General features: G+C 41.0%; 20 protein-coding genes. 16 read left to right on the top strand and 4 right to left on the bottom strand.

Annotated elements, in window-relative coordinates; genetic code table 11:
• Nucleotides 1-1180: ISL3 family transposase (locus O3636_RS10070; protein ID WP_371642986.1), on the bottom strand; the 1180-nt coding region annotated here is incomplete at its 3' end.
• A 406-nt stretch (nt 1181-1586) separates the two neighbouring features.
• Here O3636_RS10070 and cbpJ point away from each other — a divergent pair.
• From cbpJ to tig, 11 genes are all read left to right on the top strand, one after another.
• Entirely contained in the window at nt 1587-2594 is a 1008-nt protein-coding gene (gene cbpJ / locus O3636_RS10065) for a choline-binding protein CbpJ (RefSeq protein WP_371642984.1), read from the top strand.
• A 17-nt stretch (nt 2595-2611) separates the two neighbouring features.
• Nucleotides 2612-3631: a choline-binding protein CbpC gene (cbpC, locus tag O3636_RS10060; protein WP_371642982.1), complete on the top strand. Its 1020-nt coding sequence runs from the start codon at nt 2612-2614 to the stop codon at nt 3629-3631.
• Between the two features lie 121 nt (nt 3632-3752).
• Complete coding sequence (gene mvk, locus O3636_RS10055) at nt 3753-4631, top strand: mevalonate kinase (protein WP_371642980.1); 879 nt, start codon at nt 3753-3755, stop codon at nt 4629-4631.
• On the top strand, nt 4613-5566 hold the full coding sequence (gene mvaD, locus O3636_RS10050) for a diphosphomevalonate decarboxylase (RefSeq protein ID WP_261013356.1): 954 nt from the start codon (nt 4613-4615) through the stop codon (nt 5564-5566). The genes mvk and mvaD overlap by 19 nt, the downstream gene beginning before the upstream one ends.
• Nucleotides 5553-6566: a phosphomevalonate kinase gene (locus O3636_RS10045; protein WP_261013355.1), complete on the top strand. Its 1014-nt coding sequence runs from the start codon at nt 5553-5555 to the stop codon at nt 6564-6566. Before mvaD ends, O3636_RS10045 begins: the two co-directional genes overlap by 14 nt.
• Nucleotides 6544-7554 carry a type 2 isopentenyl-diphosphate Delta-isomerase gene (gene fni, locus O3636_RS10040; protein ID WP_371642977.1) on the top strand — a complete coding sequence of 337 codons (1011 nt, stop codon included), beginning with the start codon at nt 6544-6546 and terminating at the stop codon, nt 7552-7554. The genes O3636_RS10045 and fni overlap by 23 nt, the downstream gene beginning before the upstream one ends.
• A 76-nt stretch (nt 7555-7630) precedes the next feature.
• Entirely contained in the window at nt 7631-8329 is a 699-nt protein-coding gene (gene liaF, locus O3636_RS10035) for a cell wall-active antibiotics response protein LiaF (protein ID WP_001224644.1), read from the top strand.
• Entirely contained in the window at nt 8326-9321 is a 996-nt protein-coding gene (locus O3636_RS10030) for a sensor histidine kinase (protein WP_371642974.1), read from the top strand. The genes liaF and O3636_RS10030 overlap by 4 nt, the downstream gene beginning before the upstream one ends.
• Nucleotides 9322-9334: 13 nt before the next feature.
• Nucleotides 9335-9967, top strand: a complete 633-nt coding sequence (locus O3636_RS10025) for a response regulator transcription factor (protein WP_020902971.1) — start codon at nt 9335-9337, stop codon at nt 9965-9967.
• Nucleotides 9968-10633: a DNA alkylation repair protein gene (locus O3636_RS10020; protein ID WP_371642972.1), complete on the top strand. Its 666-nt coding sequence runs from the start codon at nt 9968-9970 to the stop codon at nt 10631-10633.
• 83 nt (nt 10634-10716) lie between these two features.
• Nucleotides 10717-12000 carry a trigger factor gene (gene tig, locus O3636_RS10015; protein ID WP_371642970.1) on the top strand — a complete coding sequence of 428 codons (1284 nt, stop codon included), beginning with the start codon at nt 10717-10719 and terminating at the stop codon, nt 11998-12000.
• Between the two features lie 153 nt (nt 12001-12153).
• Here tig and O3636_RS10010 read toward each other — a convergent pair whose 3' ends face one another.
• The 3 genes from O3636_RS10010 to rnhC all read right to left on the bottom strand — a co-directional run bounded on the left by O3636_RS10010 (nt 12154) and on the right by rnhC (nt 16253).
• Nucleotides 12154-14520: an ATP-dependent RecD-like DNA helicase gene (locus tag O3636_RS10010; RefSeq protein WP_371642968.1), complete on the bottom strand. Its 2367-nt coding sequence runs from the start codon at nt 14518-14520 to the stop codon at nt 12154-12156.
• A 233-nt stretch (nt 14521-14753) separates the two neighbouring features.
• Nucleotides 14754-15368, bottom strand: coding sequence for a signal peptidase I (gene lepB / locus O3636_RS10005; RefSeq protein ID WP_001083986.1), 615 nt, complete (start codon nt 15366-15368; stop codon nt 14754-14756).
• A gap of 3 nt (nt 15369-15371) precedes the next feature.
• Nucleotides 15372-16253: a ribonuclease HIII gene (gene rnhC, locus O3636_RS10000; protein WP_371642963.1), complete on the bottom strand. Its 882-nt coding sequence runs from the start codon at nt 16251-16253 to the stop codon at nt 15372-15374.
• Between the two features lie 86 nt (nt 16254-16339).
• Here rnhC and zapA point away from each other — a divergent pair, with 86 nt between their 5' ends.
• The 5 genes from zapA to O3636_RS09975 all read left to right on the top strand — a co-directional run bounded on the left by zapA (nt 16340) and on the right by O3636_RS09975 (nt 24360).
• Nucleotides 16340-16642, top strand: a complete 303-nt coding sequence (gene zapA / locus O3636_RS09995) for a cell division protein ZapA (protein WP_000002019.1) — start codon at nt 16340-16342, stop codon at nt 16640-16642.
• On the top strand, nt 16639-17187 hold the full coding sequence (locus O3636_RS09990; protein ID WP_261013349.1) for a CvpA family protein: 549 nt from the start codon (nt 16639-16641) through the stop codon (nt 17185-17187). Before zapA ends, O3636_RS09990 begins: the two co-directional genes overlap by 4 nt.
• A gap of 102 nt (nt 17188-17289) precedes the next feature.
• The gene (locus O3636_RS09985) at nt 17290-19626 is read left to right on the top strand and encodes an endonuclease MutS2 (RefSeq protein ID WP_261013348.1); all 2337 of its coding nucleotides are present in this window, start codon (nt 17290-17292) and stop codon (nt 19624-19626) included.
• Between the two features lie 183 nt (nt 19627-19809).
• Nucleotides 19810-21714 carry a site-specific DNA-methyltransferase gene (locus O3636_RS09980; protein WP_261013347.1) on the top strand — a complete coding sequence of 635 codons (1905 nt, stop codon included), beginning with the start codon at nt 19810-19812 and terminating at the stop codon, nt 21712-21714.
• 3 nt (nt 21715-21717) lie between these two features.
• Entirely contained in the window at nt 21718-24360 is a 2643-nt protein-coding gene (locus tag O3636_RS09975) for a DEAD/DEAH box helicase family protein (protein WP_261059843.1), read from the top strand.
• Nucleotides 24361-24425 lie beyond the last annotated feature (65 nt).

Below are 24425 nucleotides of genomic sequence, written 5' to 3'. Positions count from 1 at the left end.
CAAAGTTCCGAAAACCAAAGGCATTTCGCTTGATAAGTTTAATGAGATTATTAGTCGCCTCCAATTTGGCGTTAGAATAGGGTAATTGAAGAGCGTTGACTATTTTCTTATTATCCTTGAGGAAGGTTTTAAAGACAGTCTGAAACAGAGGATGAACCTGTTTCAGATTGTCCTCAATGAGTCCGAAAAATTTGTCTGGCTCCTTGTTCTGAAAGTGAAAAAGCAAGAGCTGATAGAGATTATAGTGGTGTCTCAAGTCTTCTGAATAGCTCAAAAGCTTGTCTAGAATCTCTTTATTCGTTAAGTGCATACGAAAAGTAGGGCGATAAAATCGTTTATCACTGAGTTTACGGCTATCCTGCTGGATGAGCTTCCAGTAGCGCTTGATGGCCTTGTATTCATGGGATTTTCGCTCAAATTGATTCATGATTTGAACACGGACGCGACTCATAGCACGGCTAAGATGTTGTACAATGTGAAATCGATCTAGAACGATTTTAGCACACGGAAAAAGCTGTTTAGCTAAGGCATAGTAAGGACTAAACATATCCATCGTAATGATTTTCACCTGACAACGAACAGCTCGCTCGTATCGCAGAAAGTGATTTCGGATGATAGCCTGTGTTCTGCCTTCAAGAACAGTGATGATGTTGAGCTTGTCAAAATCTTGTGCAATGAAACTCATCTTTCCCTTAGTGAAGGCATACTCGTCCCAGGACATAATCTCAGGAAGACGAGAAAAATCATGCTTAAAACAGAAGTCATTGAGCTTGCGAATGACAGTTGAAGTTGAGATGGCCAGCTGATGGGCAATGTCGGTCATAGAGTTCTTTTCAATCAACTTTTGCGCAATCTTTTGGTTGATGATACGAGGGATTTGGTGATTTTTCTTGACGAGAGAAGTCTCAGCGACCATCATTTTCGAGCAATGATAGCACTTGAAACGACGCTTTTTCAGAAGAATTCGGGTAGGCATACCAGTTGTTTCGAGGTAAGGAATTTTCGACGTTTTTTGAAAGTCATATTTCTTCATTTGACTTCCGCAATTAGGACAATATGGAGCGTCGTAGTCCAGTTTAGCGATGATTTCCTTGTGGGTATCTCTATTAACAACATCCATAATTTGGACATTAGGGTCTTTGATATCGAGCAGTTTTGTGATAAAATGTAATTGTTCCATATGATTCTTTCTAATGAGTTGTTTGATCGCTTTTCATTATAGGTCATATGGGACTTTTTTTCTACAACAAAATAGGCTCCATAATATCCATAGGGGATTTACCCACTACAAATATTATAGAGCCAATTTATAATAGTATGCTAAGGTTTCTAAAATATTGTTAGAAATTGGTTTGAATTCGCTACTTGTACTCAATGAAAATCAAAGAGCAAACTAGGAAGCTAGCCGCAAGCTGTACTTGAGTACGGTAAGGCGACGCTGACGTGGTTTGAAGAGATTTTCGAAGAGTATTGATTTGTTTACATCTGATTTCAATCTACTATAGTTCATTATCACATTATTTTAAGGCCATCATATTGACATACAATTTAATTTTTGCTAGAATTCTTGCAGGAGGATAGGTCTAATGAAAATAGTAAAAAAATTGATGCAGATCGCATTAGCAGTCTTTTTCTTTGGTTTGCTAGCGACAAGTGCAGTATTGGCGGATGATACTGATTCAGAAGGTTGGCAATTTATCCAAGAAAATGGTAGAACCTACTACAAGAAGGGTGACATCAAAGAAACGGACTGGCGAGTGATTGATGGCAAGACCTATTATTTTGATTATAATGGTGAAATGGTTGTTGGTTGGCAATACATTCCAATGCCAGTTAAAGGATATACAATTGGTCCTTACCCTAATGGCATAAGATTAGAAGGTTCCCCAATGCCAGAATGGTACTACTTTGACAAAAATGGAGTGCTACAAGAGTTTGTTGGTTGGAAAGCATTAGAGGTTAAAACTAAAGACAGTGTTGGAAGAAAGTATGGGGAAAAACGTACAAATCCGGAAGATAAAGAAGAGAAGAGTTTTTACACGAACTATTACTTTAATCAAAATCATTCTTTAGAGACAGGTTGGCTTTATGACCAGTCTAATTGGTATTATCTAGCTAAAACGGAAATTAATGGAGAAAACTATATTGGTGGTGAAAGACGTGCAGGTTGGATAAATGATGGTTCAGCTTGGTACTATCTAGATCCAGAAACTGGTATCATGCAAACTGGTTGGAAGCAAATTGGCAATAAGTGGTACTACCTCCGTTCATCAGGAGCTATGACAACTGGCTGGTATCAGGAAGGCTCAACTTGGTACTATCTAGATCCAACAACTGCTGCAATGCAAACAGGTTGGAAATATCTTGGCAACAAGTGGTACTATCTCCGTTCATCAGGAGCCATGGCAACTGGTTGGGTGAAAGATGGTTCAACTTGGTACTACCTAAATGCAAGTAATGGAGATATGAAGACAGGTTGGACCAAAGTAGGTGGAAACTGGTATTATCTCAATTCCTCTGGAGCAATGGTTACAGGTAGCCAAACTATCGATGGTAAAGTTTATAATTTTGCCTCATCTGGTGAGTGGATTTAATATTGGAGGACATATAAATGAAACTTTTTAAAAAAACTATGCAAGTTGGACTAACAGCATTTTTCTTTGGTTTGCTAGCTACAAATACTGTATTTGCGGATACCACAGGTGGCCAATTTGTTGATAAGGATAATAGAAAATATTATGTAAAAGATGATCATAAAGCAATCTATTGGCATAAAATAGATGGCAAAACTTACTATTTTGGTGATAAAGGAGAAATGGTAGTTGGATGGCAATACTTAGAAATTCCTGGAACAGGTTATCGTGATGATTTATTTAATAATCGTCCAGTCTTAGAAATTGGCCTTGAGGAGAAGTGGTACTATTTTGGACAAGATGGTGCTTTGCTAGAACAAACAGATAAACAAGTACTAGAGGCAAAAACGTCTGAAAATACAGGAAAAGTATACGGTGAACAATATCCTCTATCTGCTGAAAAGAGAACTTATTATTTTGATAATCATTATGCTGTAAAGACAGGCTGGATTTATGAAGACGGCAATTGGTATTATTTAAATAAGCTAGGAAATTTTGGCGATGATTCTTACAATCCACTACCAATTGGTGAAGTTGCTAAGGGTTGGACTCAAGATTTTCATGTTACTCTTGGCATTGATAGAAGCAAACCTGCTCCATGGTATTACTTAGACCCAGAAACTGGCATTATGCGAGCAGGGTGGCAATATCTAGGTAATAACTGGTACTACCTCCGCTCATCAGGAGCAATGGCAACTGGCTGGTATCAAGAAGGCTCAACTTGGTACTATTTAGACCAGTCAAATGGCGATATGAAAACAGGATGGCAATACCTTGGTAACAAGTGGTACTATCTCCGTTCATCAGGAGCAATGGCAACTGGTTGGTATAAAGATGGTTCAACTTGGTACTACCTAAATGCAAGTAATGGAGATATGAAGACAGGTTGGTTCCAGGTCGGTAGTAAATGGTACTACGCTTATAGCTCAGGTGCCTTGGCAGTGAATACGACTTTAGATGGCTATTCTGTCAACTATAATGGTGAATGGGTTCAATAATGAAAGAGGCGATTGTGAATGAAACAATCGCTTTTTTTGTGAAAATATAATAAAATAGATAGAAGAGAATCAATACTTGTATGAAAAATGAGACGGCTTTTTCGTCTAGCAAAAGGAAAATATGACAAAAAAAGTTGGTGTCGGTCAGGCACATAGTAAGATAATTTTAATAGGGGAGCATGCGGTCGTTTACGGTTATCCTGCCATTTCCCTGCCTCTCTTAGAGGTGGAGGTGACTTGTAAGGTAGTTCCTGCTGAAAGTTCATGGCGTCTTTATGAGGAAGATACCTTGTCTATGGCGGTTTATGCCTCACTGGAGTATTTGGATATCAAAGAAGCCTGCATTCGTTGTGAGATTGACTCGGCTATCCCTGAGAAACGGGGGATGGGTTCGTCAGCGGCTATCAGCATAGCGGCCATTCGTGCGGTTTTTGACTACTATCAGGCAAATCTGCCTCATGATGTACTAGAAATCTTGGTCAATCGGGCTGAGATGATTGCTCATATGAATCCTAGTGGTTTGGATGCTAAGACCTGTCTCAGTGACCAGCCTATTCGCTTTATCAAGAACGTAGGATTTACAGAGCTTGAGATGAACTTATCCGCCTATTTGGTGATTGCGGATACGGGTGTTTATGGTCATACCCGTGAAGCCATCCAAGTGGTTCAAAGTAAGGGCAAGGATGCCCTACCGTTTTTGCATGCCTTGGGAGAATTGACCCAGCAGGCAGAAGATGCGATTTCACAAAAAGATGCTGAAGGATTGGGACAAATCCTCAGTCAAGCACATTTACATTTAAAAGAAATTGGTGTCAGTAGCCCTGAGGCAGACTCTTTGGTTGAAACGGCTCTGAACTATGGTGCTTTAGGTGCCAAGATGAGCGGTGGTGGGCTAGGAGGTTGTATCATAGCCTTGGCAGACAATTTAACACACGCACAAGAACTAGCAGAAAGATTAGAAGAGAAAGGAGCTGTTCAGACATGGATAGAGAGCCTGTAACAGTACGTTCCTACGCAAATATTGCTATTATCAAATATTGGGGAAAGAAAAAAGAAAAAGAGATGGTACCTGCTACTAGCAGTATTTCTCTGACTTTGGAAAATATGTACACAGAGACGACCTTATCGTCTTTACCGACGGATGCGACAGCTGATGCCTTTTATATCAATGGTCAGCTACAAAATGAGGCGGAGCATGCTAAGATGAGTAAGATTATTGACCGTTATCGTCCAGATGGTGAGGGCTTTGTCCGTATTGATACTCAGAACAATATGCCTACCGCGGCGGGCCTGTCCTCAAGTTCTAGCGGTTTGTCCGCCTTAGTCAAGGCTTGTAATGCTTATTTCAAGCTTGGATTGGATAGAAGTCAGTTGGCACAGGAGGCTAAGTTTGCCTCAGGATCATCCTCTCGGAGTTTTTACGGACCACTAGGTGCCTGGGATAAGGATAGTGGAGAAATTTACCCTGTAGATACAGACTTGAAACTAGCTATGATTATGTTGGTGCTAGAAGACAAGAAAAAACCAATCTCTAGTCGTGACGGGATGAAACTCTGTGTGGAAACTTCGACTACTTTTGACGACTGGGTACGTCAGTCTGAGCAAGACTATCAGGATATGCTGGTTTATCTCAAGGAAAATGACTTGGTCAGGGTTGGGGAATTGACTGAGAAAAATGCCCTGGCTATGCACGCCACGACCAAAACAGCATCACCAGCCTTTTCTTATCTGACTGATGCGACTTATGAAGCCATGGACTTTGTCCGCCAGCTTCGTGAGCAAGGGGAAGCCTGCTACTTTACTATGGATGCTGGTCCCAATGTCAAGGTCCTCTGTCAGGAGAAAGACTTGGAGCATTTATCAGAAATCTTCGGTCAACGTTATCGCTTGATTGTGTCAAAAACAAAGGATTTGAGCCAAGATGATTGCTGTTAAAACTTGCGGAAAACTCTATTGGGCAGGTGAGTATGCTATTTTAGAACCAGGGCAGTTAGCCTTGATAAAGGCCATTCCCATCTATATGAAGGGTGAGATTGCTTTTTCTGATAGTTACCGTATTTATTCGGATATGTTTGATTTCGCAGTGGATTTGACACCAAATCCTGACTATAGTTTGATTCAAGAAACGATTGCTTTAGTGGAAGATTTTCTCGTTTATCGTGAGCAGACCTTGCGACCTTTTTCTTTGGAAATCAGAGGAAAAATGGAACGAGAAGGGAAAAAGTTTGGTCTAGGCTCTAGCGGTAGTGTCGTTGTCTTGGTTGTCAAGGCTCTGCTGGCTCTGTATGATTTTTCGGTTGATCAGGATCTCTTATTCAAGCTGGCCAGTGCTGTCTTGCTCAAGCGAGGAGACAATGGTTCCATGGGAGACCTTGCCTGTATTGTGGCAGAGGATTTGGTTGTCTACCAGTCTTTTGATCGTCAGAAGGTAGCTGCTTGGTTGGAAGAAGAAAACTTGGCGACAGTTTTGGAACGTGATTGGGGCTTTTCCATCTCACAAGTGAAACCAACTCTAGAATGCGATTTCCTAGTAGGATGGACCAAGGAAGTGGCTGTATCAAGTCACATGGTCCAGCAAATTAAGCAAAATATAGATCAGAACTTTTTAAATTCCTCAAAAGAAACGGTAGCTGCTTTGGTAGAAGCCTTGGAGCAGGGGAAAGTAGAAAAAAGCATCGAGCAAGTGGGAAGAGCGAGCCAGCTCTTAGAAGGCTTGAGCGCAGATATTTACACACCTTCGCTTAGACAGCTGAAAGAAGCTAGTCAAGATTTGCAGGCTGTTGCCAAGAGTAGTGGCGCTGGTGGTGGTGACTGTGGCATTGCCTTGAGTTTTGATGCGCACTCAACTGAAACCCTAAAAAATCGTTGGGCCAATCTGGGGATTGAGCTCTTATACCAAGAAAGGATAGGACATGACGACAAATCGCAAGGATGAGCATATCCGCTATGCCCTTGAACAGAAAAGTTCCTATAATAGCTTTGATGAGGTGGAGCTGATTCATTCTTCCTTGCCTCTTTACGACCTGGATGAAATCGATCTTTCGACAGAATTTGCTGGTCGAAAGTGGGACTTTCCTTTCTATATCAATGCTATGACGGGTGGAAGTGATAAGGGAAGAGAAATCAATCAAAAACTAGCTCAGGTGGCAGAAACCTGTGGGATTTTGTTTGTGACAGGTTCTTATAGCGCAGCCCTCAAGGATCCAACAGATGCCTCGTTTTCTGTCAAGTCTGATTATCCAAATCTCCTTCTTGGAACCAATATTGGATTGGATAAGCCGGTTGAATTTGGTTTGCAGACTGTGACGGAGATGGATCCTTTACTTTTACAAGTGCATGTCAATGTTATGCAGGAATTACTCATGCCTGAGGGAGAAAGGAAGTTCAGAAGCTGGCAATCGCATCTGGCAGACTATAGCCAGCAAATCCCTGTTCCAATCGTTTTAAAGGAAGTGGGCTTTGGAATGGATGCCAAGACCATCGAGAGAGCCTATGAATTGGGCGTTCGAACCTTTGACCTGTCAGGTCGTGGTGGTACCAGCTTTGCCTATATCGAAAACCGTCGCAGTGGTCAACGTGACTACCTCAATCAATGGGGGCAGTCCACCATGCAGGCACTTATCAATGCCCAAGACTGGAAAGACAAGGTTGAACTCTTGATCAGTGGTGGTGTTCGGAATCCGCTGGATATGATTAAGTGCTTGGTCTTTGGTGCTAAGGCTGTAGGCCTGTCTCGAACAGTTCTGGAATTGGTTGAAACCTACACAGTTGAAGAAGTGATTGGCATTGTCCAAGGCTGGAAAGACGATCTGCGTTTGATTATGTGTGCCCTTAATTGTGCCACCATAGCAGATCTGCAAAAAGTAGACTATCTTCTTTATGGAAAATTAAAAGAAGCAAAGGATCAGATGAAAAAGGCGTAACCAGCGCCTTTTTTCCATCCTCAGACTGAGGTGACTTTTTTGAATTGTGATAAAATAGAAAGGAGAGGATGAACCTATGAGAAAATTTAAAATCTTTTTATTTATCGAAGCCTGTCTTTTGACAGGAGCTCTGATTTTGATGGTATCAGAGCATTTTTCGCGTTTTCTGCTGATTCTATTCCTCTTTTTGCTTTTGATTCGCTATTACACTGGTAAAGAGGGCAATAATCTTCTTTTAGTAGTGGCAAGCATTCTCTTCTTTTTCATCGTCATGCTCAATCCTTTTGTGATTCTAGCTATTTTTGTTGCGGTTATCTATAGCCTCTTTCTTCTTTATCCGATGATGAACCAGGAAAAAGAGCAGACCAATTTGGTTTTTGAAGAGGTGGTAACGGTTAAGAAGGAGAAAAATCGTTGGTTTGGTAATCTCCATCATTTTTCAAGCTACCAGACTTGCCAGTTTGATGATATCAATCTTTTTCGTCTCATGGGCAAGGACACTATTCATCTGGAGAGGGTCATCCTAACCAATCATGACAATGTCATTATCCTCAGAAAGATGGTAGGAACAACTAAAATCATTGTACCCGTAGATGTAGAAGTTAGTCTCAGTGTTAACTGTCTCTATGGGGATTTGACTTTTTTCAATCAGCCCAAGCGTGCTCTCCGCAATGAACACTATCATCAAGAAACAAGAGACTATCTTAAGAGTAACAAGAGTGTCAAGATTTTCTTGACCACTATGATTGGGGATGTGGAGGTGGTCAGAGGATGAAAAAACAAGCTTATGTAATCATTGCTCTCACCTCCTTCCTGTTTGTCTTATTTTTCTCCCACAGCTTGATGGAAATCCTTGATTTTGACTGGTCTATTTTCTTGCACGATGTCGAAAAAACAGAAAAATTTGTCTTTTTGTTGTTGGTATTCAGTATGTCCATGACCTGTCTCCTAGCTCTATTTTGGCGAGGTATTGAAGAGCTTTCTCTAAGAAAAATGCAGACTAATCTCAAGCGTTTGTTGGCAGGGAAAGAAGTGATTCAGGTTGCAGATCCAGATTTGGATGCCAGTTTCAAGTCCTTGTCAGGCAAACTTAACCTCTTGACAGAGGCTATTCAAAAGGCTGAAAATCAAAGTCTTGCCCAAGAAGAGGAGATCATCGAGAAAGAACGAAAGCGGATTGCTCGGGATTTGCACGATACTGTCAGTCAGGAGTTGTTTGCGGCTCACATGATTTTATCGGGTATCAGTCAGCAAGCTTTGAAATTGGATAGAGAAAAGATGCAGACCCAGTTGCAGAGTGTCACAGCTATTTTAGAAACAGCCCAGAAGGATTTACGGGTCTTGCTCTTGCATTTGCGACCAGTTGAACTGGAGCAGAAGAGTCTGGTTGAGGGAATCCAAATCCTCTTAAAAGAGCTTGAGGACAAGAGTGATCTCAAGGTTAGTTTCAAGCATAATGTAACGAAATTGCCTAAGAAGATTGAAGAACATATTTTCCGAATCTTGCAAGAGTTGATCAGCAATACCCTCCGCCATGCCCAGGCCTCTTGCCTAGATGTCTACCTCTATCAGACAGATGTTGAATTGCAGCTGAAAGTGGTGGACAATGGGATTGGTTTCCAGTTAGGGAACTTAGACGACTTGAGTTATGGACTCCGCAATATCAAGGAGCGGGTTGAAGATATGGCGGGAACGGTTCAACTCTTGACAGCTCCAAAGCAAGGGCTGGCAGTTGATATCCGTATTCCCTTGTTAGATAAGGAATGATAAAGGAGTAAAGATGAAAATTTTACTGGTAGATGACCATGAAATGGTCCGATTGGGCTTGAAAAGCTACTTTGACCTCCAAGATGATGTAGAAGTTGTAGGGGAAGCGTCCAACGGGTTTCAGGGTATTGACTTAGCCTTGAAATTGCGTCCAGATGTTATTGTCATGGATATCGTCATGCCTGAAATGAATGGAATTGACGCGACTTTGGCCATCCTCAAAGAATGGCCTGAAGCCAAGATTTTGATTGTGACTTCTTACTTGGACAATGAAAAAATAATGCCGGTTTTGAATGCTGGTGCCAAAGGCTATATGCTCAAGACTTCTAGTGCAGACGAACTGCTCCATGCCGTCCGTAAGGTGGCTGCTGGCGAGCTGGCTATTGAACAAGAGGTCAGCAAGAAGGTCGAATACCATCGCAATCACATAGAACTACATGAGGACCTGACTGCGCGTGAGCGAGATGTTCTCCAACTCATCGCCAAGGGCTACGAAAATCAGCGCATCGCAGACGAACTTTTTATCTCTCTCAAGACGGTCAAGACCCATGTGTCCAACATTCTTGCCAAACTTGAGGTCAGCGATCGTACCCAGGCTGCAGTCTATGCTTTTCAGCACCACTTGGTGGGGCATGAGGAGTTTTAGATGAGCCTAACAGATTTACTTGAGGAGCTAGAAGCAGCAAAAGATCCTAAAAAAGCAGGGCCTATGGAGGCCTATATGCGTCATCAATTTTCCTTTCTAGGCGTTGCGGCGCCAGAAAGAAATAAACTCTATAAAAAATACTTTCCAGAAGCGAAAAAAACAAAGATTATCGATTGGGATTTTGTAGATACTTGCTGGGAAAAAGAGTCTAGAGAATACCAGTATGTGGCTGCCAATTATTTGAAAGCCATGCAGTCTTATCTAAAGGACAGCGATTTGCCTAAGCTAGAGCAGTTGGTTGTTACCAAGTCTTGGTGGGATACGGTGGATATCCTAGATCGCATAGTAGGGAGTTTGGTATATGATAAACCGGAAATGGAAAAACTAATCCTCCAATGGAGCCTATCAGACAATATCTGGCTGAGACGAGTTGCTATTGACCACCAGTTGTTAAGAAAAGCGAAGACCAATGTCCAACTGATGGAAAAGATCCTGCAAAATAATCTGAATCAAACAGAATTCTTTATTAATAAATCCATTGGCTGGGCTCTGCGAGACTACTCCAAAACGAATCCAGCTTGGGTAGAAACTTTCATTGAGAAAAACAAGGAAAGAATGGCTGATCTTAGTATCAAAGAAGCAAGCAAGTACCTCTCCCATCATTGAAAAGCGCAGTCATTACTTGAAAAAAGTCGCTCATTTATGTTATAATAGACTGTATTTAAAAAATTTTAAGGAGAAATGACAGAATGTCTGTATCATTTGAAAACAAAGAAACAAACCGTGGTGTCTTGACTTTCACTATCTCTCAAGACCAAATCAAACCAGAATTGGATCGTGTCTTCAACTCAGTGAAGAAATCTCTTAATGTTCCAGGTTTCCGTAAAGGTCACCTTCCACGTCCTATCTTCGACAAAAAATTTGGTGAAGAGTCACTTTATCAAGACGTTATGAACGCTCTTTTGCCAAACGCTTATGAGGCAGCTGTAAAAGAAGCTGGTCTTGAAGTGGTTGCTCAACCAAAAATTGACGTAACTTCAATGGAAAAAGGTCAAGACTGGATTATCACTGCTGAAGTCGTTACAAAACCTGAAGTAAAATTGGGTGACTACAAAAACCTTGAAGTATCAGTAGATGTAGAAAAAGAAGTAACAGATGCTGACGTTGAAGAGCGTATCGAACGCGAACGCAACAACTTGGCTGAATTGGTTATCAAGGAAGCTGCTGCTGAAAACGGCGACACTGTTGTCATCGACTTCGTTGGTTCTATTGACGGTGTTGAATTTGACGGTGGAAAAGGTGAAAACTTCTCACTTGGACTTGGTTCAGGTCAATTCATCCCTGGTTTTGAAGACCAATTGGTAGGTCACTCAGCTGGCGAAACTGTTGATGTTATCGTAACATTCCCAGAAGACTATCAAGCAGAAGACCTTGCAGGTAAAGAAGCTAAATTCGTGACAACTATCCACGAAGTTAAAGCTAAAGAAGTTCCAGCTCTTGATGATGAACTTGCAAAAGACATCGACGAAGAAGTTGAAACACTTGCTGAATTGAAAGAAAAATACCGCAACGAATTGGCTGCTGCTAAAGAAGAAGCTTACAAAGATGCAGTAGAAGGTGCAGCAATTGATAAAGCTGTAGAAAACGCTGAAATCGTAGAACTTCCAGAAGAAATGATCCACGAAGAAGTTCACCGCTCAGTAAACGAATTCCTTGGGAACTTGCAACGTCAAGGTATCAACCCTGACATGTACTTCCAAATCACTGGAACTACTCAAGAAGACCTTCATAATCAATACCAAGCAGAAGCTGAGTCACGTACTAAGACTAACCTTGTTATCGAAGCAGTTGCCAAAGCTGAAGGATTTGATGCTTCAGAAGAAGAAATCAAAAAAGAAGTTGAGCAATTGGCAGCAGACTACAACATGGAAGTTGCACAAGTACAAAGCTTGCTTTCAGCTGATATGTTGAAACACGATATCACTATCAAAAAAGCTGTTGAGTTGATTACAAGCACAGCAACAGTTAAATAATCTTATACTCTTCGAAAATCAAATTCAAACCACGTCAGCGTCGCCTTACCGTACTCAAGTACAGCTTGCGGCTAGCTTCCTAGTTTGCTCTTTGATTTTCATTGAGTATTAATAAACAAAAATCCCACCTGAATTGGTGGGTTTTCTGATGCACTATTTTCCAAAAATCTCTTTGAGGTCTGCGTCTGTAATCCCAATCATGGCCGGTATGCTGTCCCAGTTTTCTTCGGTTAGGATGTAGGATTGTTCAGAGGTACTTGATGTGGCTGTTTCAGAGACAGCTGGTCGCTTTTCTTCAACATTCTCCAACAAATCACTGAAGCGTTCAATCAGATAGGTTTTTCGGGCAGTTCCGATGTGTTGAGTAGCATAGTCGAAGGCCTGTAATTCACCTAGTAAGATAAGCTTGCTTTTGGCGCGTGTAATGGCTGTATAGATGAGATTGCGCTCCAGCATACGCCTACTAGCACTAGTGATAGGTAGGATAACAACAGGAAACTCACTTCCCTGTGATTTATGGATACTCATGGCATAGGCCAAGCGAATCTTGTACCATTCGTTCCGTGGGTAAGAGACCTCGTTGCCATCAAAATCAATGACAATCTCATCTTGCTTCGATTCTGTGTATTTACCAGGAATCAGGTCTGTGATGGCTCCTAAATCTCCATTAAAGACATTGATTTCAGCATCGTTAACCAAATGAATGACCTTGTCTCCCTTACGATAGAGGCACTGGGGAGTTTCAAAACTGAGTTGGTCTTTTTGTGGTGGATTGAGCAGGTCTTGCATGAGCTGGTTGATGGCATCAATCCCTGCTGTCCCTCGGTACATGGGAGCTAGAACTTGGATATCACGGGCAGGAATGCCACTTCTGAGGGCAGCGCCTAAGATTTTTTCAATGGTAGCAGGAATATGACCGCTAGCAATTTCAAAGTAGGAACGGTCAGCTTTTTTCTGGGTGAAATCGGCTGGTAAGATGCCCTGTCGAATCTGACTAGCTAGGGTGACGATGGTTGATTCTTCGCTTTGCCGATAAATTTTTTCCAAGCGAGTCTGAGGAATCAAGGGAATATGAAGCAAGTCAGCTAGAACCTGGCCAGGACTGACAGACGGCAACTGGTCACTGTCTCCTACGATTAGAATCTTACTGTTAGAAGAGATATTGGAAAAGAGTTGATTGGCCAGCCAAGTATCCACCATGGAAAATTCATCCACGATGATAAAGTCGGCATCCAGATAATCTTCCAGATGGCTGGTATCATCGTCGCCTGTCATTCCCAAATGACGGTGTATGGTCGCGCTAGGTAAGCCTGTCAATTCATTCATACGTCGAGCAGCTCGTCCAGTTGGAGCGGCAAGAAGAATTGGCAGATTGCTTTTTTTCCTGAGGTCAAGTCCTTCTAAAAGAGCATAAACAGCGATGATACCATTGATAACCGTTGTCTTACCAGTACCAGGTCCACCTGTTAGGATAAAGACCTTGTTCTGGATAGCGTCGCAGATAGCCTGTTTTTGGATGCTATCATACTCAATTCCTAGCTCCTCTTCGACAGTAGAGATATGTTTTTGAATGGTTTCCAAATCCTGATTCTTCTGTTTTCCTTTTTCAAGGATACGAACCAAGTGACTGCGGATGCCTTCCTCAGCGAAAAAGAGACTATTATCAAAGATTTTTGTATCAACCTGCTGAACCTTGTCTTCTTCAATCAGGTATGAGAGTTCTTGGGCCACTTGGCTGGGGTCCAGTTCCACGGGGCGGGAAGATTCAAGGAGAGTAAGGGTTTGTTCTAGTAAATCCCGTGCTTCAACATAGGTGTCCCCTGTTTCCATACAGGCCTGAAAAAGACTGTGAACTAGACCGGCACGGAAGCGTTCAGGAGCCTGACTTTCGATGCCTAGTTCTTCCGCTAATTGGTCAGCAATAGTAAAGCCCAAACCCTTGATATCCTCAACTAACTGGTAGGGATAATTTTCAACCACATCAAGTGTTTCTTCTTTGTAAAAGTCTTGAATCTGAAAGGCTAGTTTATTGGGAATGCCGTAGTTGGCAAGTTTGGCTAAAACCATCTCGGTTCCGTAGTTGAGACGGAGGGTGGAGACGAAAGCCTCGCGATTTTTGGCAGAGAGTCCTGCGATGCCTTCTAGCTTTTCCGGGTGTTGCAGAATTTCGTCAATGGTATTGTCGCCATAGGTGTCCACTATTTTCTGAGCTGTCTTGAGACCAATTCCCTTGAAATGGCTACTTGAAAAGTACTTAACCAGACCCTTGCTAGTTGGTTTTGCGCGTTCATAACGACTGATTTGCAGTTGCTCCCCATACTTGGAGTGCTGGACAATTTGTCCCCAAAAGGTATAGTCTTCTCCCTCAATCACATCAGCCATGGTGCCTGTGACAATGATTTCAAAATCATCAAAATCCTCTGCGTCCGTATCGTCGATTTCTAGGAGGAGGATACGATAAAAATTGCTGGGATTTTCAAAAATAATCCGTTCAATGGTTCCTGAAAAATAAACTTCCATAAAATTCCTTTGCATAAATAGGTGAGAGTTAATACTCTTCGAAAATCTCTTCAAACCACGTCAGCTTCGCCTTGCCGTACTCAAGTACAGCCTGCGGCTAGCTTCCTAGTTTGCTCTTTGATTTTCATTGAGTATAACTTTGTTTCTATCTTAATCAAACTGGATAGTGAATAATCATATTCTCACGATAGAAGAAGAGGCTGAGATTGGTGATTCTCGGCCTCTTAGGTCTCTTAAAATGTTCCGATACGGGTGATTGGCCAGAAGCGGAATTTAGCTTCCCCTGTGATATCTTTTGCTTTAAAGGTACCTACGTGACGACTGTCACTCGAAACCAAGCGGTCGTCTCCGAGGAGAAGGTATTCTCCTTCTGGAACAGTAAAGCTAAAGTTGGTGTTGTAGTTGACATCAACTGTGAAGGCTTGGGCTTTTTGAGCGATACTTCTAAAGAAAGTGCCTTTATTTCCTTCAAATCCCTTGCCTGAGTAAGTGCTTTGGAGTTTGTCATCCTTGAAGCGTTTGATATAGTCAGCTAGATAAGGTTCATCTGTCTCTTTGTCATTGATGTAAAGTTTATCATTTTCGTAACGGATGGTATCGCCAGGCATTCCGATGACACGTTTGACAATGTCCTTATTACCGTCTTCCTCATGAGCCACCACGATATCAAAACGGTCAATAGGGAGGTGTTTGACAACAAAGAGAATTTCGCCATCCGCTAGGGTAGGATCCATGGAATGCCCTTCTACGCGGACATTACTCCAAAAAAAGATACGACTTAAAGCTAGTAATGACAGAATCAGGAGGAACAATCCCCACTCTTTTAGGAAATTTTTAAATGAATTCATAACTTACCTTTCTAAGCGTTTTTTCGCTTTTTCAGTATTTTTAAAGTGCAGTTTGGCACAGAAGTTGAGTCCCTGCATACCATAGGCTTGCAAAATCTGGCTAGCCACCTTGTCAGAAGCCGTTCCAGCTCCACTTGGAAGTTGATAGCCCAGTTCTCGTCCCAGATTTTCAAGATTTTCTAGAAAGAGATCACGCGCAATGATAGAAGAAACTGCGACGGCCAAGTATTTGCCCTCAGCCTTTTCTTCTAAGCTGATAGGATTACTGAAACGATTGACCTCTTGTGGCAAGTACTTGTCATAATTTTTAGCACTGGTAAAGGCATCAATCACAATTTTCTCAGGCTGAACACCTTTTTGAAGGAGGAGATAGATAGCCTGATTATGGAGGGCAACCTTAACCGAAACAGCATTGTAGCGGTCTCCAATGACCTCGTTGTACTTGCTTGGTGAGAGAAGGAGTGCCTGATGCTGGATTCTTTCCTTGAGGATAGGAGCAATCTGATGAATCTTTTGGTCGGTCAGAGTCTTAGAATCCCCCACACCGAGTTTTCGCAAGAAGTCGTGCTGGTCAGGTGTGACAAAGGAAGCCACAACTGCAAGTCCACCAAAGTAGGAACCATTTCCAACCTCATCTGTCCCAATCAAAGGGAAATTTTGTCCGCTGGTTTGCTCTACAGCTTGATAGCCAAAGAAACGAGCATATTTCTCAGCTCCTTCACCCTGAAGCAAGACCTTTCCAGAAGTATAGATAGAAACCGTTGCTTGAGGTAGTCTCAAAAAGTAGCGGATATAGGGATTCTTACTGGGAGCCAGACTGGTTTGATAGTGTTCAAGAAAAGCCTGAATCTCCTTTTCGCTTGGTGTGAGTGTTATACTTGCCATAGTTTCTATTGTACCATAAAAGCAGGCAAATTTGTAAAAACTGACAAAGTTAGCGAATTTTGGTATAATATCGTGAGGTGAATTTTATGGCAAATCTAAATCGATTCAAATTTACATTCGGGAAAAAATCATTAACCTTGACAAGCGAACATGATAATCTCTTTATGGAGGAAATCGCTAAGGTTGCGACAGAAAAATACCAAGCAATTAAAGAACAAATGCCTAGTGCAGATGATGAAACAATCGCTCTTTTGTTGGCAGTCAACTGTTTATCAACTCAGCTCAGCCGTGAGATTGAATTTGACGATAAGGAGCAAGAGTTAGAGGAACTCCGTCACAAACTCGTGACTTGCAAGCAAGAACAGAGCAAGATTGAGGATTCCTTATGATTTCACTCCTTCTTCTATTGGTCCTGGCTTGGGGATTTTATATCGGCTATCGGAGAGGCCTGCTCTTACAGGTTTATTACCTGATTTCAGCCATGGCATCGGCTTTTATGGCTGGCCAGTTTTACAAGGGGCTTGGAGAGAAATTCCATTTATTGCTCCCTTATGCAAATCCGCAGGAAGGTCAGGGAACTTTCTTCTTCCCATCGGATCAACTCTTTCAGTTGGATAAGGTCTTTTACGCAGGTATCGGCTACTTGCTTGTATTTGGGATTGTCTATAGCATCGGTCGTTTACTTGGTCTCTTGTTACACTTACTTCCTAGTAAAAAGCTTGGTGGTAAGTTGTTCCAAGTTTCAGCAGGCATCTTGTCCATGTTGGTGACCTTATTTGTCTTGCAAATGGTCTTGACAATTTTAGCGACCATTCCCATGGCAGCTATACAAAATCCTCTTGAAAAGAGTATCGTCGCAAAACACATCATCCAGAGCATACCAGTAACAACTAGTTGGCTCAAACAAATCTGGGTGACAAATTTAATCGGATAAAAAGGGCAGGAGTTTTCCTAGCCCTTTGTTTACAGATTGACTCGAATCTATCAGAATGTAAAAAGCTACCACACCTAGACATTCAAAGATAAGGAAATAAAGATGAACAAGAAAATATTAGAAACATTAGAGTTCAATAAGGTCAAGGCCTTGTTTGAACCTCATTTGTTGACCGAGCAGGGCTTGGAGCAATTGAGACAGCTGGCTCCGACTGCCAAAGCAGATAAAATCAAACAGGCTTTTGCTGAGATGAAGGAAATGCAGGCTCTCTTTGTCGAGCAACCGCATTTTACCATTCTCGCAACCAAGGAAATCGCAGGAGTCTGCAAGCGTTTGGAGATGGGGGCGGACCTCAATATCGAGGAGTTCCTACTCTTGAAGCGCGTGCTTCTTTCTAGCAGAGAGCTTCAAAGTTTTTACGCCAATCTGGAAAATGTCAGCTTGGAAGAATTAGCCCTTTGGTTTGAGAAACTACACGATTTTCCCCAATTACAAGGAAACTTACAGGCCTTTAATGATGCAGGTTTCATTGAAAATTTCGCCAGTGAAGAATTGGCGCGCATCCGTCGAAAAATCCATGATAGCGAGAGTCAGGTACGCGATGTCTTGCAGGACCTGCTTAAGCAAAAAGCGCAGATGTTGACGGAAGGAATTGTTGCCAGCAGAAATGGCCGTCAGGTTTTACCAGTCAAAAACACTTACCGTAATAAGATTGCAGGTGTTGTTCATGACATCTCTGCTAGTGGAAATACCGTCTATATCGAACCCCGTGAGGTGGTCAAACTGAGCGAAGAAATTGCTAGTCTGCGAGCAGATGAGCGCTATGAAATGCTTCGCATTCTCCAAGAAATTTCTGAGCGTGTCCGCCCTTATGCGGCTGAGATTGCCAATGATGCTTGGATTATCGGCCATCTGGACTTGATTCGTGCCAAGGTCCGCTTTATCCAAGAAAGGCAAGCAGTCGTTCCTAAGCTATCAGAAAATCAGGAGATTCAATTGCTCCATGTTTGCCATCCTTTGGTCAAAAATGCCGTTGCAAATGATGTCCATTTTGGCCAAGATTTAACAGCCATTGTCATTACAGGTCCCAATACAGGTGGGAAGACCATCATGCTCAAAACTCTGGGATTGACGCAGGTTATGGCTCAGTCTGGTTTGCCGATTTTAGCAGATAAGGGAAGTCGTGTTGGTATTTTTGAAGAAATCTTTGCCGATATTGGCGATGAGCAGTCTATTGAACAGAGCTTGTCTACCTTCTCTAGCCACATGACCAATATTGTGGATATTCTTGGTAAGGTCAACCAGCATTCGCTCTTGCTCTTGGATGAGTTGGGGGCTGGTACAGATCCCCAAGAGGGAGCAGCCCTCGCCATGGCTATTCTGGAAGACCTTCGCCTGCGTCAAGTTAAGACCATGGCGACCACCCACTATCCCGAACTCAAGGCCTATGGTATTGAGACAGCCTTTGTGCAAAATGCCAGCATGGAGTTTGATACTGCAACTCTACGCCCGACCTATCGCTTTATGCAGGGCGTTCCTGGTCGAAGTAATGCCTTTGAAATTGCCAAACGTCTAGGCTTATCTGAAGTTATCGTAGGGGATGCCAGTCAGCAGGTTGATCAGGACAATGATGTCAACCGGATTATTGAGCAACTGGAAGAGCAGACGCTGGAAAGCCGTAAACGCTTGGACAATATCCGTGAGGTGGAGCAAGAAAATCTCAAGATGAATCGTGCTCTTAAAAAACTTTACAACGAGCTCAATCGTGAAAAGGAAACTGAGCTTAACAAAGCGCGTGAACAAGCTGCTGAGATTGTGGACATGGCCCTCAGTGAGAGTGACCAGATTCTTAAGAATCTCCATAGTAAATCTCAACTCAAGCCCCACGAAATCATTGAAGCCAAGGCCAAGTTGAAAAAATTGGCTCCTGAAAAAGTAGATTTATCTAAAAATAAGGTCCTTCAAAAGGCCAAGAAAAAACGAGCTCCAAAGGTGGGAGATGATATCGTGGTTCTCAGTTATGGCCAGCGTGGTACCTTGACCAGTCAACTCAAAGATGGCCGCTGGGAAGCCCAAGTTGGTTTAATCAAGATGACCTTGGAAGAGAAAGAGTTTGACCTTGTTCAAGCTCAGCAAGAAAAGCAAGTCAAGAAGAAACAAGTCAATGTTGTGAAACGAACTTCTGGGCGAGGACCTCAAGCCAGACTGGACCTTCGAGGTAAACGCTATGAAGAGGCCATGAATGAGCTAGATGCCTTTATCGACCAAGCCCTGCTTAATAATATGGCGCAAGTCGATATCATCCATGGTATCGGAACAGGTGTCATCCGTGAAGGTGTCACCAAATACCTACAAAGAAACAAACATGTCAAGAGTTTCGGCTATGCCCCGCAAAATGCTGGAGGCAGTGGTGCGACTATTGTGACATTTAAAGGATAAGAAAAGCCTGAGGAAATATGTGATTCCTCAAGCTTTTTTATCATTTTTTTAAACATGCTCAAATATGTTATAATAGAACTAGAAAATTGAATAAAACCGAAGGGTATACCCTTCCTTTATATATACATATAAAGGAATACTATCAGCTCTTCACAAATTTTAAGTGAGAAGGAAATTCCATATATGAAACAAGAATTGGAGCAAGTCCTCGCTAAAAATCCTAAGTTTTTAGTGGACGGTGTGCTAAATAAAAATAAGCTGGCTGAGCTAGCAAGGCAGTACAGTCCTGACTTACTCAATCAGTTGATGAGTAATGAAAAAATGACCAATCATTTCTTTTCAAAGCTACAAAATGGGGTATTGGTCTTTAAAAAAGATATCTTTTTGCAATTTCTAAATAACAAGGAGTTCTTGCCTGACAGCTTTACAGCCTACAAAACAAAAATAGGTCTTGGAACGCCAGACAGAAACTATCTTTCTGAAACTAAAGAAGTTGTACTGAATTTTCCTTATAAAGATTGTGTGCTTGAGGGAGGGCAAACCAAGGACGATGTGAAACGTCAAGAGATTTTCTTTAACGAGACGCTTGCTCCAGCGGAAATCAATCGCTTGCTGGACGAGAAGGTGTTGAGCAATTTCAAACGTTATGATAAAGACGGTGAGCACGAGGTTGAGGAGTTAAAGGATACAGATAACCTTATTATCAAGGGAAATAATCTACTTGCACTGCATAGCCTCAAGAAACGCTTTGCTGGTAAGGTAAAGTTGATTTATATTGACGTTCCATACTATTTTCGAAAAAATATTGGAGATGCTTTTCAATACAATTCCAATTTTAAAATGTCAACGTGGTTGGTATTTTTGAAAAATCGATTAGAAATAGCTAAAGAGTTACTTAGTGATAAAGGTTCTATTTGGATTCATACGGGTGAAGATGGTATGCACTATCTAAAAGTATTAAGTGATTCTATTTTTGGACAAGATAAGTTTATTGGGACACTACCAAGAAAAACTCGTGATGGAAAATCGGATGTTCCTTTTAACTTTTCTCAGGATTTTGATTGGATTTTAGTATACACAAAAGGCAACGAAGGCGATGCAATCGTTGGTCGTGAAGTAGAACGAAAATATTATGAAACTTCAGATTTTCCTAACCGTCCTTGGCGTACAGCTGATTTAACAAAACAAACAACTATTAAGGAGCGTCCAAATTCTAATTTTACAATGGTGAATCCCAAAACAGGTAAAGAATACCCCGTTAATCCTAACCGTTCGTGGGCTGTTACAAAAGATACATTCTATGACTGGTATCAAAATGGAGGAATTGGATTTCCAGACGACTATGACTTTATGAAAGGTGATAGACCTTTTAGACGTGTTTTTAAAGATGAAGATATGTCTAAGTCAAAACCAGCTTATTCAAGTAGTGATACCTTGTTAAAAGAATTTATTACGGATTTATTAGCCAAAACAAAAAATAAAGATGGAAACGATGAAATGACTAACTTGTCTAATCGTGATGCTTTTTCGTATGCAAAACCCGAAAGACTGATAAAGGATATTTTACAAATGTCTACAATCGAAAATGATATCGTTCTTGATTTCTTCATGGGGAGTGGTACAACAGCTGCTGTCGCTCACAAAATGAACCGTCAATATATTGGTATTGAACAGATGGATTACATTGAGACGGTTTCAGTTGAGCGATTGAAAAAAGTAATTGACGGTGAACAGGGTGGCATTTCTAAAGACATCAACTGGACTGGTGGTGGTTCTTTCGTTTACTGTGAACTGAAAAATGATGCCCAGGATTTTAAAAATACAGTCTTAGAGGCAAGAGAGCCTGAAATTCTATCTCAACTATTTGAACAGGCTAAAAAGTCTTCGTTCCTATCTTATCGTGTCGACCCTAAAAAGTTGAAAAAGTCAGAGTTCGAAAAACTTTCACTAGCTGAACAAAAACAAGTCTTGCTGGAGTTGGTGGATAATAATAACCTGTATGTTAATTACTCAGAGATAGATGATAGCGACTATGGCATTTCACTAGAAGAGAAAAAACTCAATAGAAACTTCTATGGAGAGGAGTAAGCGATGGCTTTTGTGTATGAAATTTATAAGCAAGCTAGTGAAAATGGCTTTATTGACTTTAAGGCAAGCATTCCAGACTACATCACGCAAAATCTGAAATTTCCACTGCGTCCTTACCAGAAAGAGGCGCTAGGGAGGTATCTCTACTACAAAAGGGATGAGAAAAATCGAAAAAAACCAGAACAAGTCCTCTACAATATGGCGACCGGCTCAGGAAAAACTTTGCTGATGGCAGCGATTATCCTTGAAAAATTTAAACAGGGTGAACGGAATTTTATTTTTTTTGTGAATAACGACAATATCCTTACCAAGACAAGGGCAAACTTCTTTCCTAATGAGATGGGAAAATACTTGTTTGCGGATAAAATAACGATTGATAATCAAGTGGTGGGAATACGTGAAGTGACAGATTTTTCCGATAGTCAGCCTGATAGTATCAATATTGTTTTTACAACTATTCAAAAACTTCACCAAGATTTAAATACCTCAAGGGAAAATCGCCTAACTTATGAGCAATTTGAAGATTTGTCGCTTGTGTTATTGGCAGATGAGGCTCATCACTTGAATGCTGGACTCGGTAAGAAAGAAAAAGATGAGAACGACAGCTGGACGGCGACGATTGAAAATATTCAAAGTACAGCACGTAAATCTTCTTTATTTGAATTTACAGCAACCATTGACTTAGCAAATCCAGATATTGCCAAAAAATATGAAAAATCTTTGATTTTCAAGTATGACTTGAAAGAGTTCCGCTTGGATAAGTACTCTAAAGATGTTCTTTTCCACTTAGTAGATAATGAACTTCCAACTCGTATGTTGCAGGCAATCATTATCAGCCAATACCGCAAGAAAATCGCCTTGAAACATGGCATCAACCTCAAACCTTTGGTCTTGTTTAAGTCGCAAAAAATTGCTGAAAATAAAGGAAACTTAGAGGCTTTTTTGGATATGTTAGCCAATCTGTCAGTAGAACAAGTACAGTCTCAAAAAAACTTAAATGCAAATGATGAGGAGCAAAAAAACATCTTGGAAAAAGCATTTGCTTTTTTTGAGGAGTCTGGACTTTCTTTTCAAGATTTAATTGAGGAATTGCAGGAAGATTTTCGCCGTGAACGCTTACTCGTGATTGATGGGAAAAACAAGACTAGCAACAATTTAGTGGAGTTGAATACTCTGGAACTCCCTTCAAATGAAATTCGTGCTATTTTTGCAGTTGATATGCTCAACGAAGGCTGGGATGTTTTGAATCTTTTTGATATTGTTCGCCTTTACGATATTCGTGATGGTAAGACAACAAAGAACGGTTTTGTCGCAGGGAACACTACCAATGCAGAAAAGCAACTCATCGGTCGTGGAGCCCGTTATTATCCCTTTGTGATTGATAATCAAATTGAGGAGAAGTTCATTCGTAAATTTGATGAAAATGAAAACAATGAGCTGCGTGTCATAGAACAGCTTCATTATCATTCTGCCAATAATCCTCGGTATATTTCTGAATTAAAGCAAGTCTTGCGTGAGTCTGGAATTTTTGATGATGTCAATTTAGAAGAGCGTGAATTAAAGCTAAAAGAGTCTTTCAAACAAACACGAACCTATACAGATGGTCTGGTTTGGATGAATAAACGTCTTTCTTATCAAGAATATGTTGAACAACGACAGGAAAGTTTGTTGGATACCTCTTTCATTCCGAGTTCCTTTGAGGTAAGTTTACCGACTTCCAGCACAAGAGATTTTGAAGTTTTCTCAGAAGATGATATTTTTGTGACTGATTCAGTAAACACCTTAAACTTTGAGTTTGGAAAAGAAATTACTTCCAATATTGTTCGAGCAGCTATCAATCGCAATAAACAGTATACCTTTAAAAACTTACAGAAAGCTTTCTTTGGCTTGAGTGGTGTATCTGCCTTCATCGAAATGCTTTCGAAAGTTAATATTATAGTAGAATCTTCTTTATCACAAACAAGTGAGTTAACTTCAGACCAGAAACTCTATATTGCAGAACAGCTTTTATATAGCATTGAAAAAGATATCGTTCCAACTGAAGAGCGCTTTTATGGTTCAGCTAACTTTGAATCTGTTCCTGTACGTGAAGTTTTTGAAGAGAATATCTTGAGAAAGTATACTGTTAATATAAATGGGAATGCAGAGTTTGGACGGTCACAAAAAACCAAGTCTGAAACAGAGATTTTTGAAAATATCGATCAACTAGATTGGTATGCCTATGATGATAACTTTGGAACAAGCGAGGAGAAATATCTGGTGCGTGCTATCCGTGAATTGATGAATGATTTGCAGGAAAAGTGGTCTGATATTTATCTTTTGCGAAATGAGAAAGCAGTGAAAATCTATAGTTTTGATGAAGGGCGTGCTTTTGAGCCTGACTTTATCTTGCTTGCAAATGATAAAAAAGTTGGAAATACTTCTTGGCAGATTTTCATTGAGCCAAAAGGAAGTCAATTTTTGGATAGTAATAATACCTTCAAAAATAGTAAAGAAGGCTGGAAAGAGAAATTCTTACTGCAAATTACTGAAAGAGATGAGGCAAGAACTTTGTTGGACGATGAACGTTATCGTATCGTCGGTCTTCCTTTCTTTAATAACGAGATGAGCAGAGAAGTTGTAAATAGTAATTTAAAAGATTTATAGCGTAAATTGGGGAGTTTATGATTTCGAAAATCATTACCAAGTTTAGTTAACAGAGTCAAATAAGA

It is taken from the genome of Streptococcus sp. 27098_8_76 (genome assembly GCF_041432315.1).
Taxonomy (GTDB): domain Bacteria; phylum Bacillota; class Bacilli; order Lactobacillales; family Streptococcaceae; genus Streptococcus.
The sequence above is the reverse complement of the archived record's forward strand: the minus strand, read 5'-3'. Positions and strand labels throughout refer to the sequence as shown.

Coding starts and splice junctions, on each gene's coding strand:
- O3636_RS09985 (WP_261013348.1), top strand. CDS start 17,290: ATGAACAAGAAAATATTAGAAACATTAGAGTTCAATAAGGTCAAGGCC.
- cbpJ (WP_371642984.1), top strand. CDS start 1,587: ATGAAAATAGTAAAAAAATTGATGCAGATCGCATTAGCAGTCTTTTTC.
- fni (WP_371642977.1), top strand. CDS start 6,544: ATGACGACAAATCGCAAGGATGAGCATATCCGCTATGCCCTTGAACAG.
- O3636_RS10010 (WP_371642968.1), bottom strand. CDS start 14,520: ATGGAAGTTTATTTTTCAGGAACCATTGAACGGATTATTTTTGAAAAT.
- O3636_RS09975 (WP_261059843.1), top strand. CDS start 21,718: ATGGCTTTTGTGTATGAAATTTATAAGCAAGCTAGTGAAAATGGCTTT.
- tig (WP_371642970.1), top strand. CDS start 10,717: ATGTCTGTATCATTTGAAAACAAAGAAACAAACCGTGGTGTCTTGACT.
- O3636_RS10020 (WP_371642972.1), top strand. CDS start 9,968: ATGAGCCTAACAGATTTACTTGAGGAGCTAGAAGCAGCAAAAGATCCT.
- O3636_RS10030 (WP_371642974.1), top strand. CDS start 8,326: ATGAAAAAACAAGCTTATGTAATCATTGCTCTCACCTCCTTCCTGTTT.
- O3636_RS10045 (WP_261013355.1), top strand. CDS start 5,553: ATGATTGCTGTTAAAACTTGCGGAAAACTCTATTGGGCAGGTGAGTAT.
- liaF (WP_001224644.1), top strand. CDS start 7,631: ATGAGAAAATTTAAAATCTTTTTATTTATCGAAGCCTGTCTTTTGACA.
- zapA (WP_000002019.1), top strand. CDS start 16,340: ATGGCAAATCTAAATCGATTCAAATTTACATTCGGGAAAAAATCATTA.
- lepB (WP_001083986.1), bottom strand. CDS start 15,368: ATGAATTCATTTAAAAATTTCCTAAAAGAGTGGGGATTGTTCCTCCTG.
- rnhC (WP_371642963.1), bottom strand. CDS start 16,253: ATGGCAAGTATAACACTCACACCAAGCGAAAAGGAGATTCAGGCTTTT.
- O3636_RS09990 (WP_261013349.1), top strand. CDS start 16,639: ATGATTTCACTCCTTCTTCTATTGGTCCTGGCTTGGGGATTTTATATC.
- O3636_RS09980 (WP_261013347.1), top strand. CDS start 19,810: ATGAAACAAGAATTGGAGCAAGTCCTCGCTAAAAATCCTAAGTTTTTA.
- O3636_RS10025 (WP_020902971.1), top strand. CDS start 9,335: ATGAAAATTTTACTGGTAGATGACCATGAAATGGTCCGATTGGGCTTG.
- cbpC (WP_371642982.1), top strand. CDS start 2,612: ATGAAACTTTTTAAAAAAACTATGCAAGTTGGACTAACAGCATTTTTC.
- mvaD (WP_261013356.1), top strand. CDS start 4,613: ATGGATAGAGAGCCTGTAACAGTACGTTCCTACGCAAATATTGCTATT.
- mvk (WP_371642980.1), top strand. CDS start 3,753: ATGACAAAAAAAGTTGGTGTCGGTCAGGCACATAGTAAGATAATTTTA.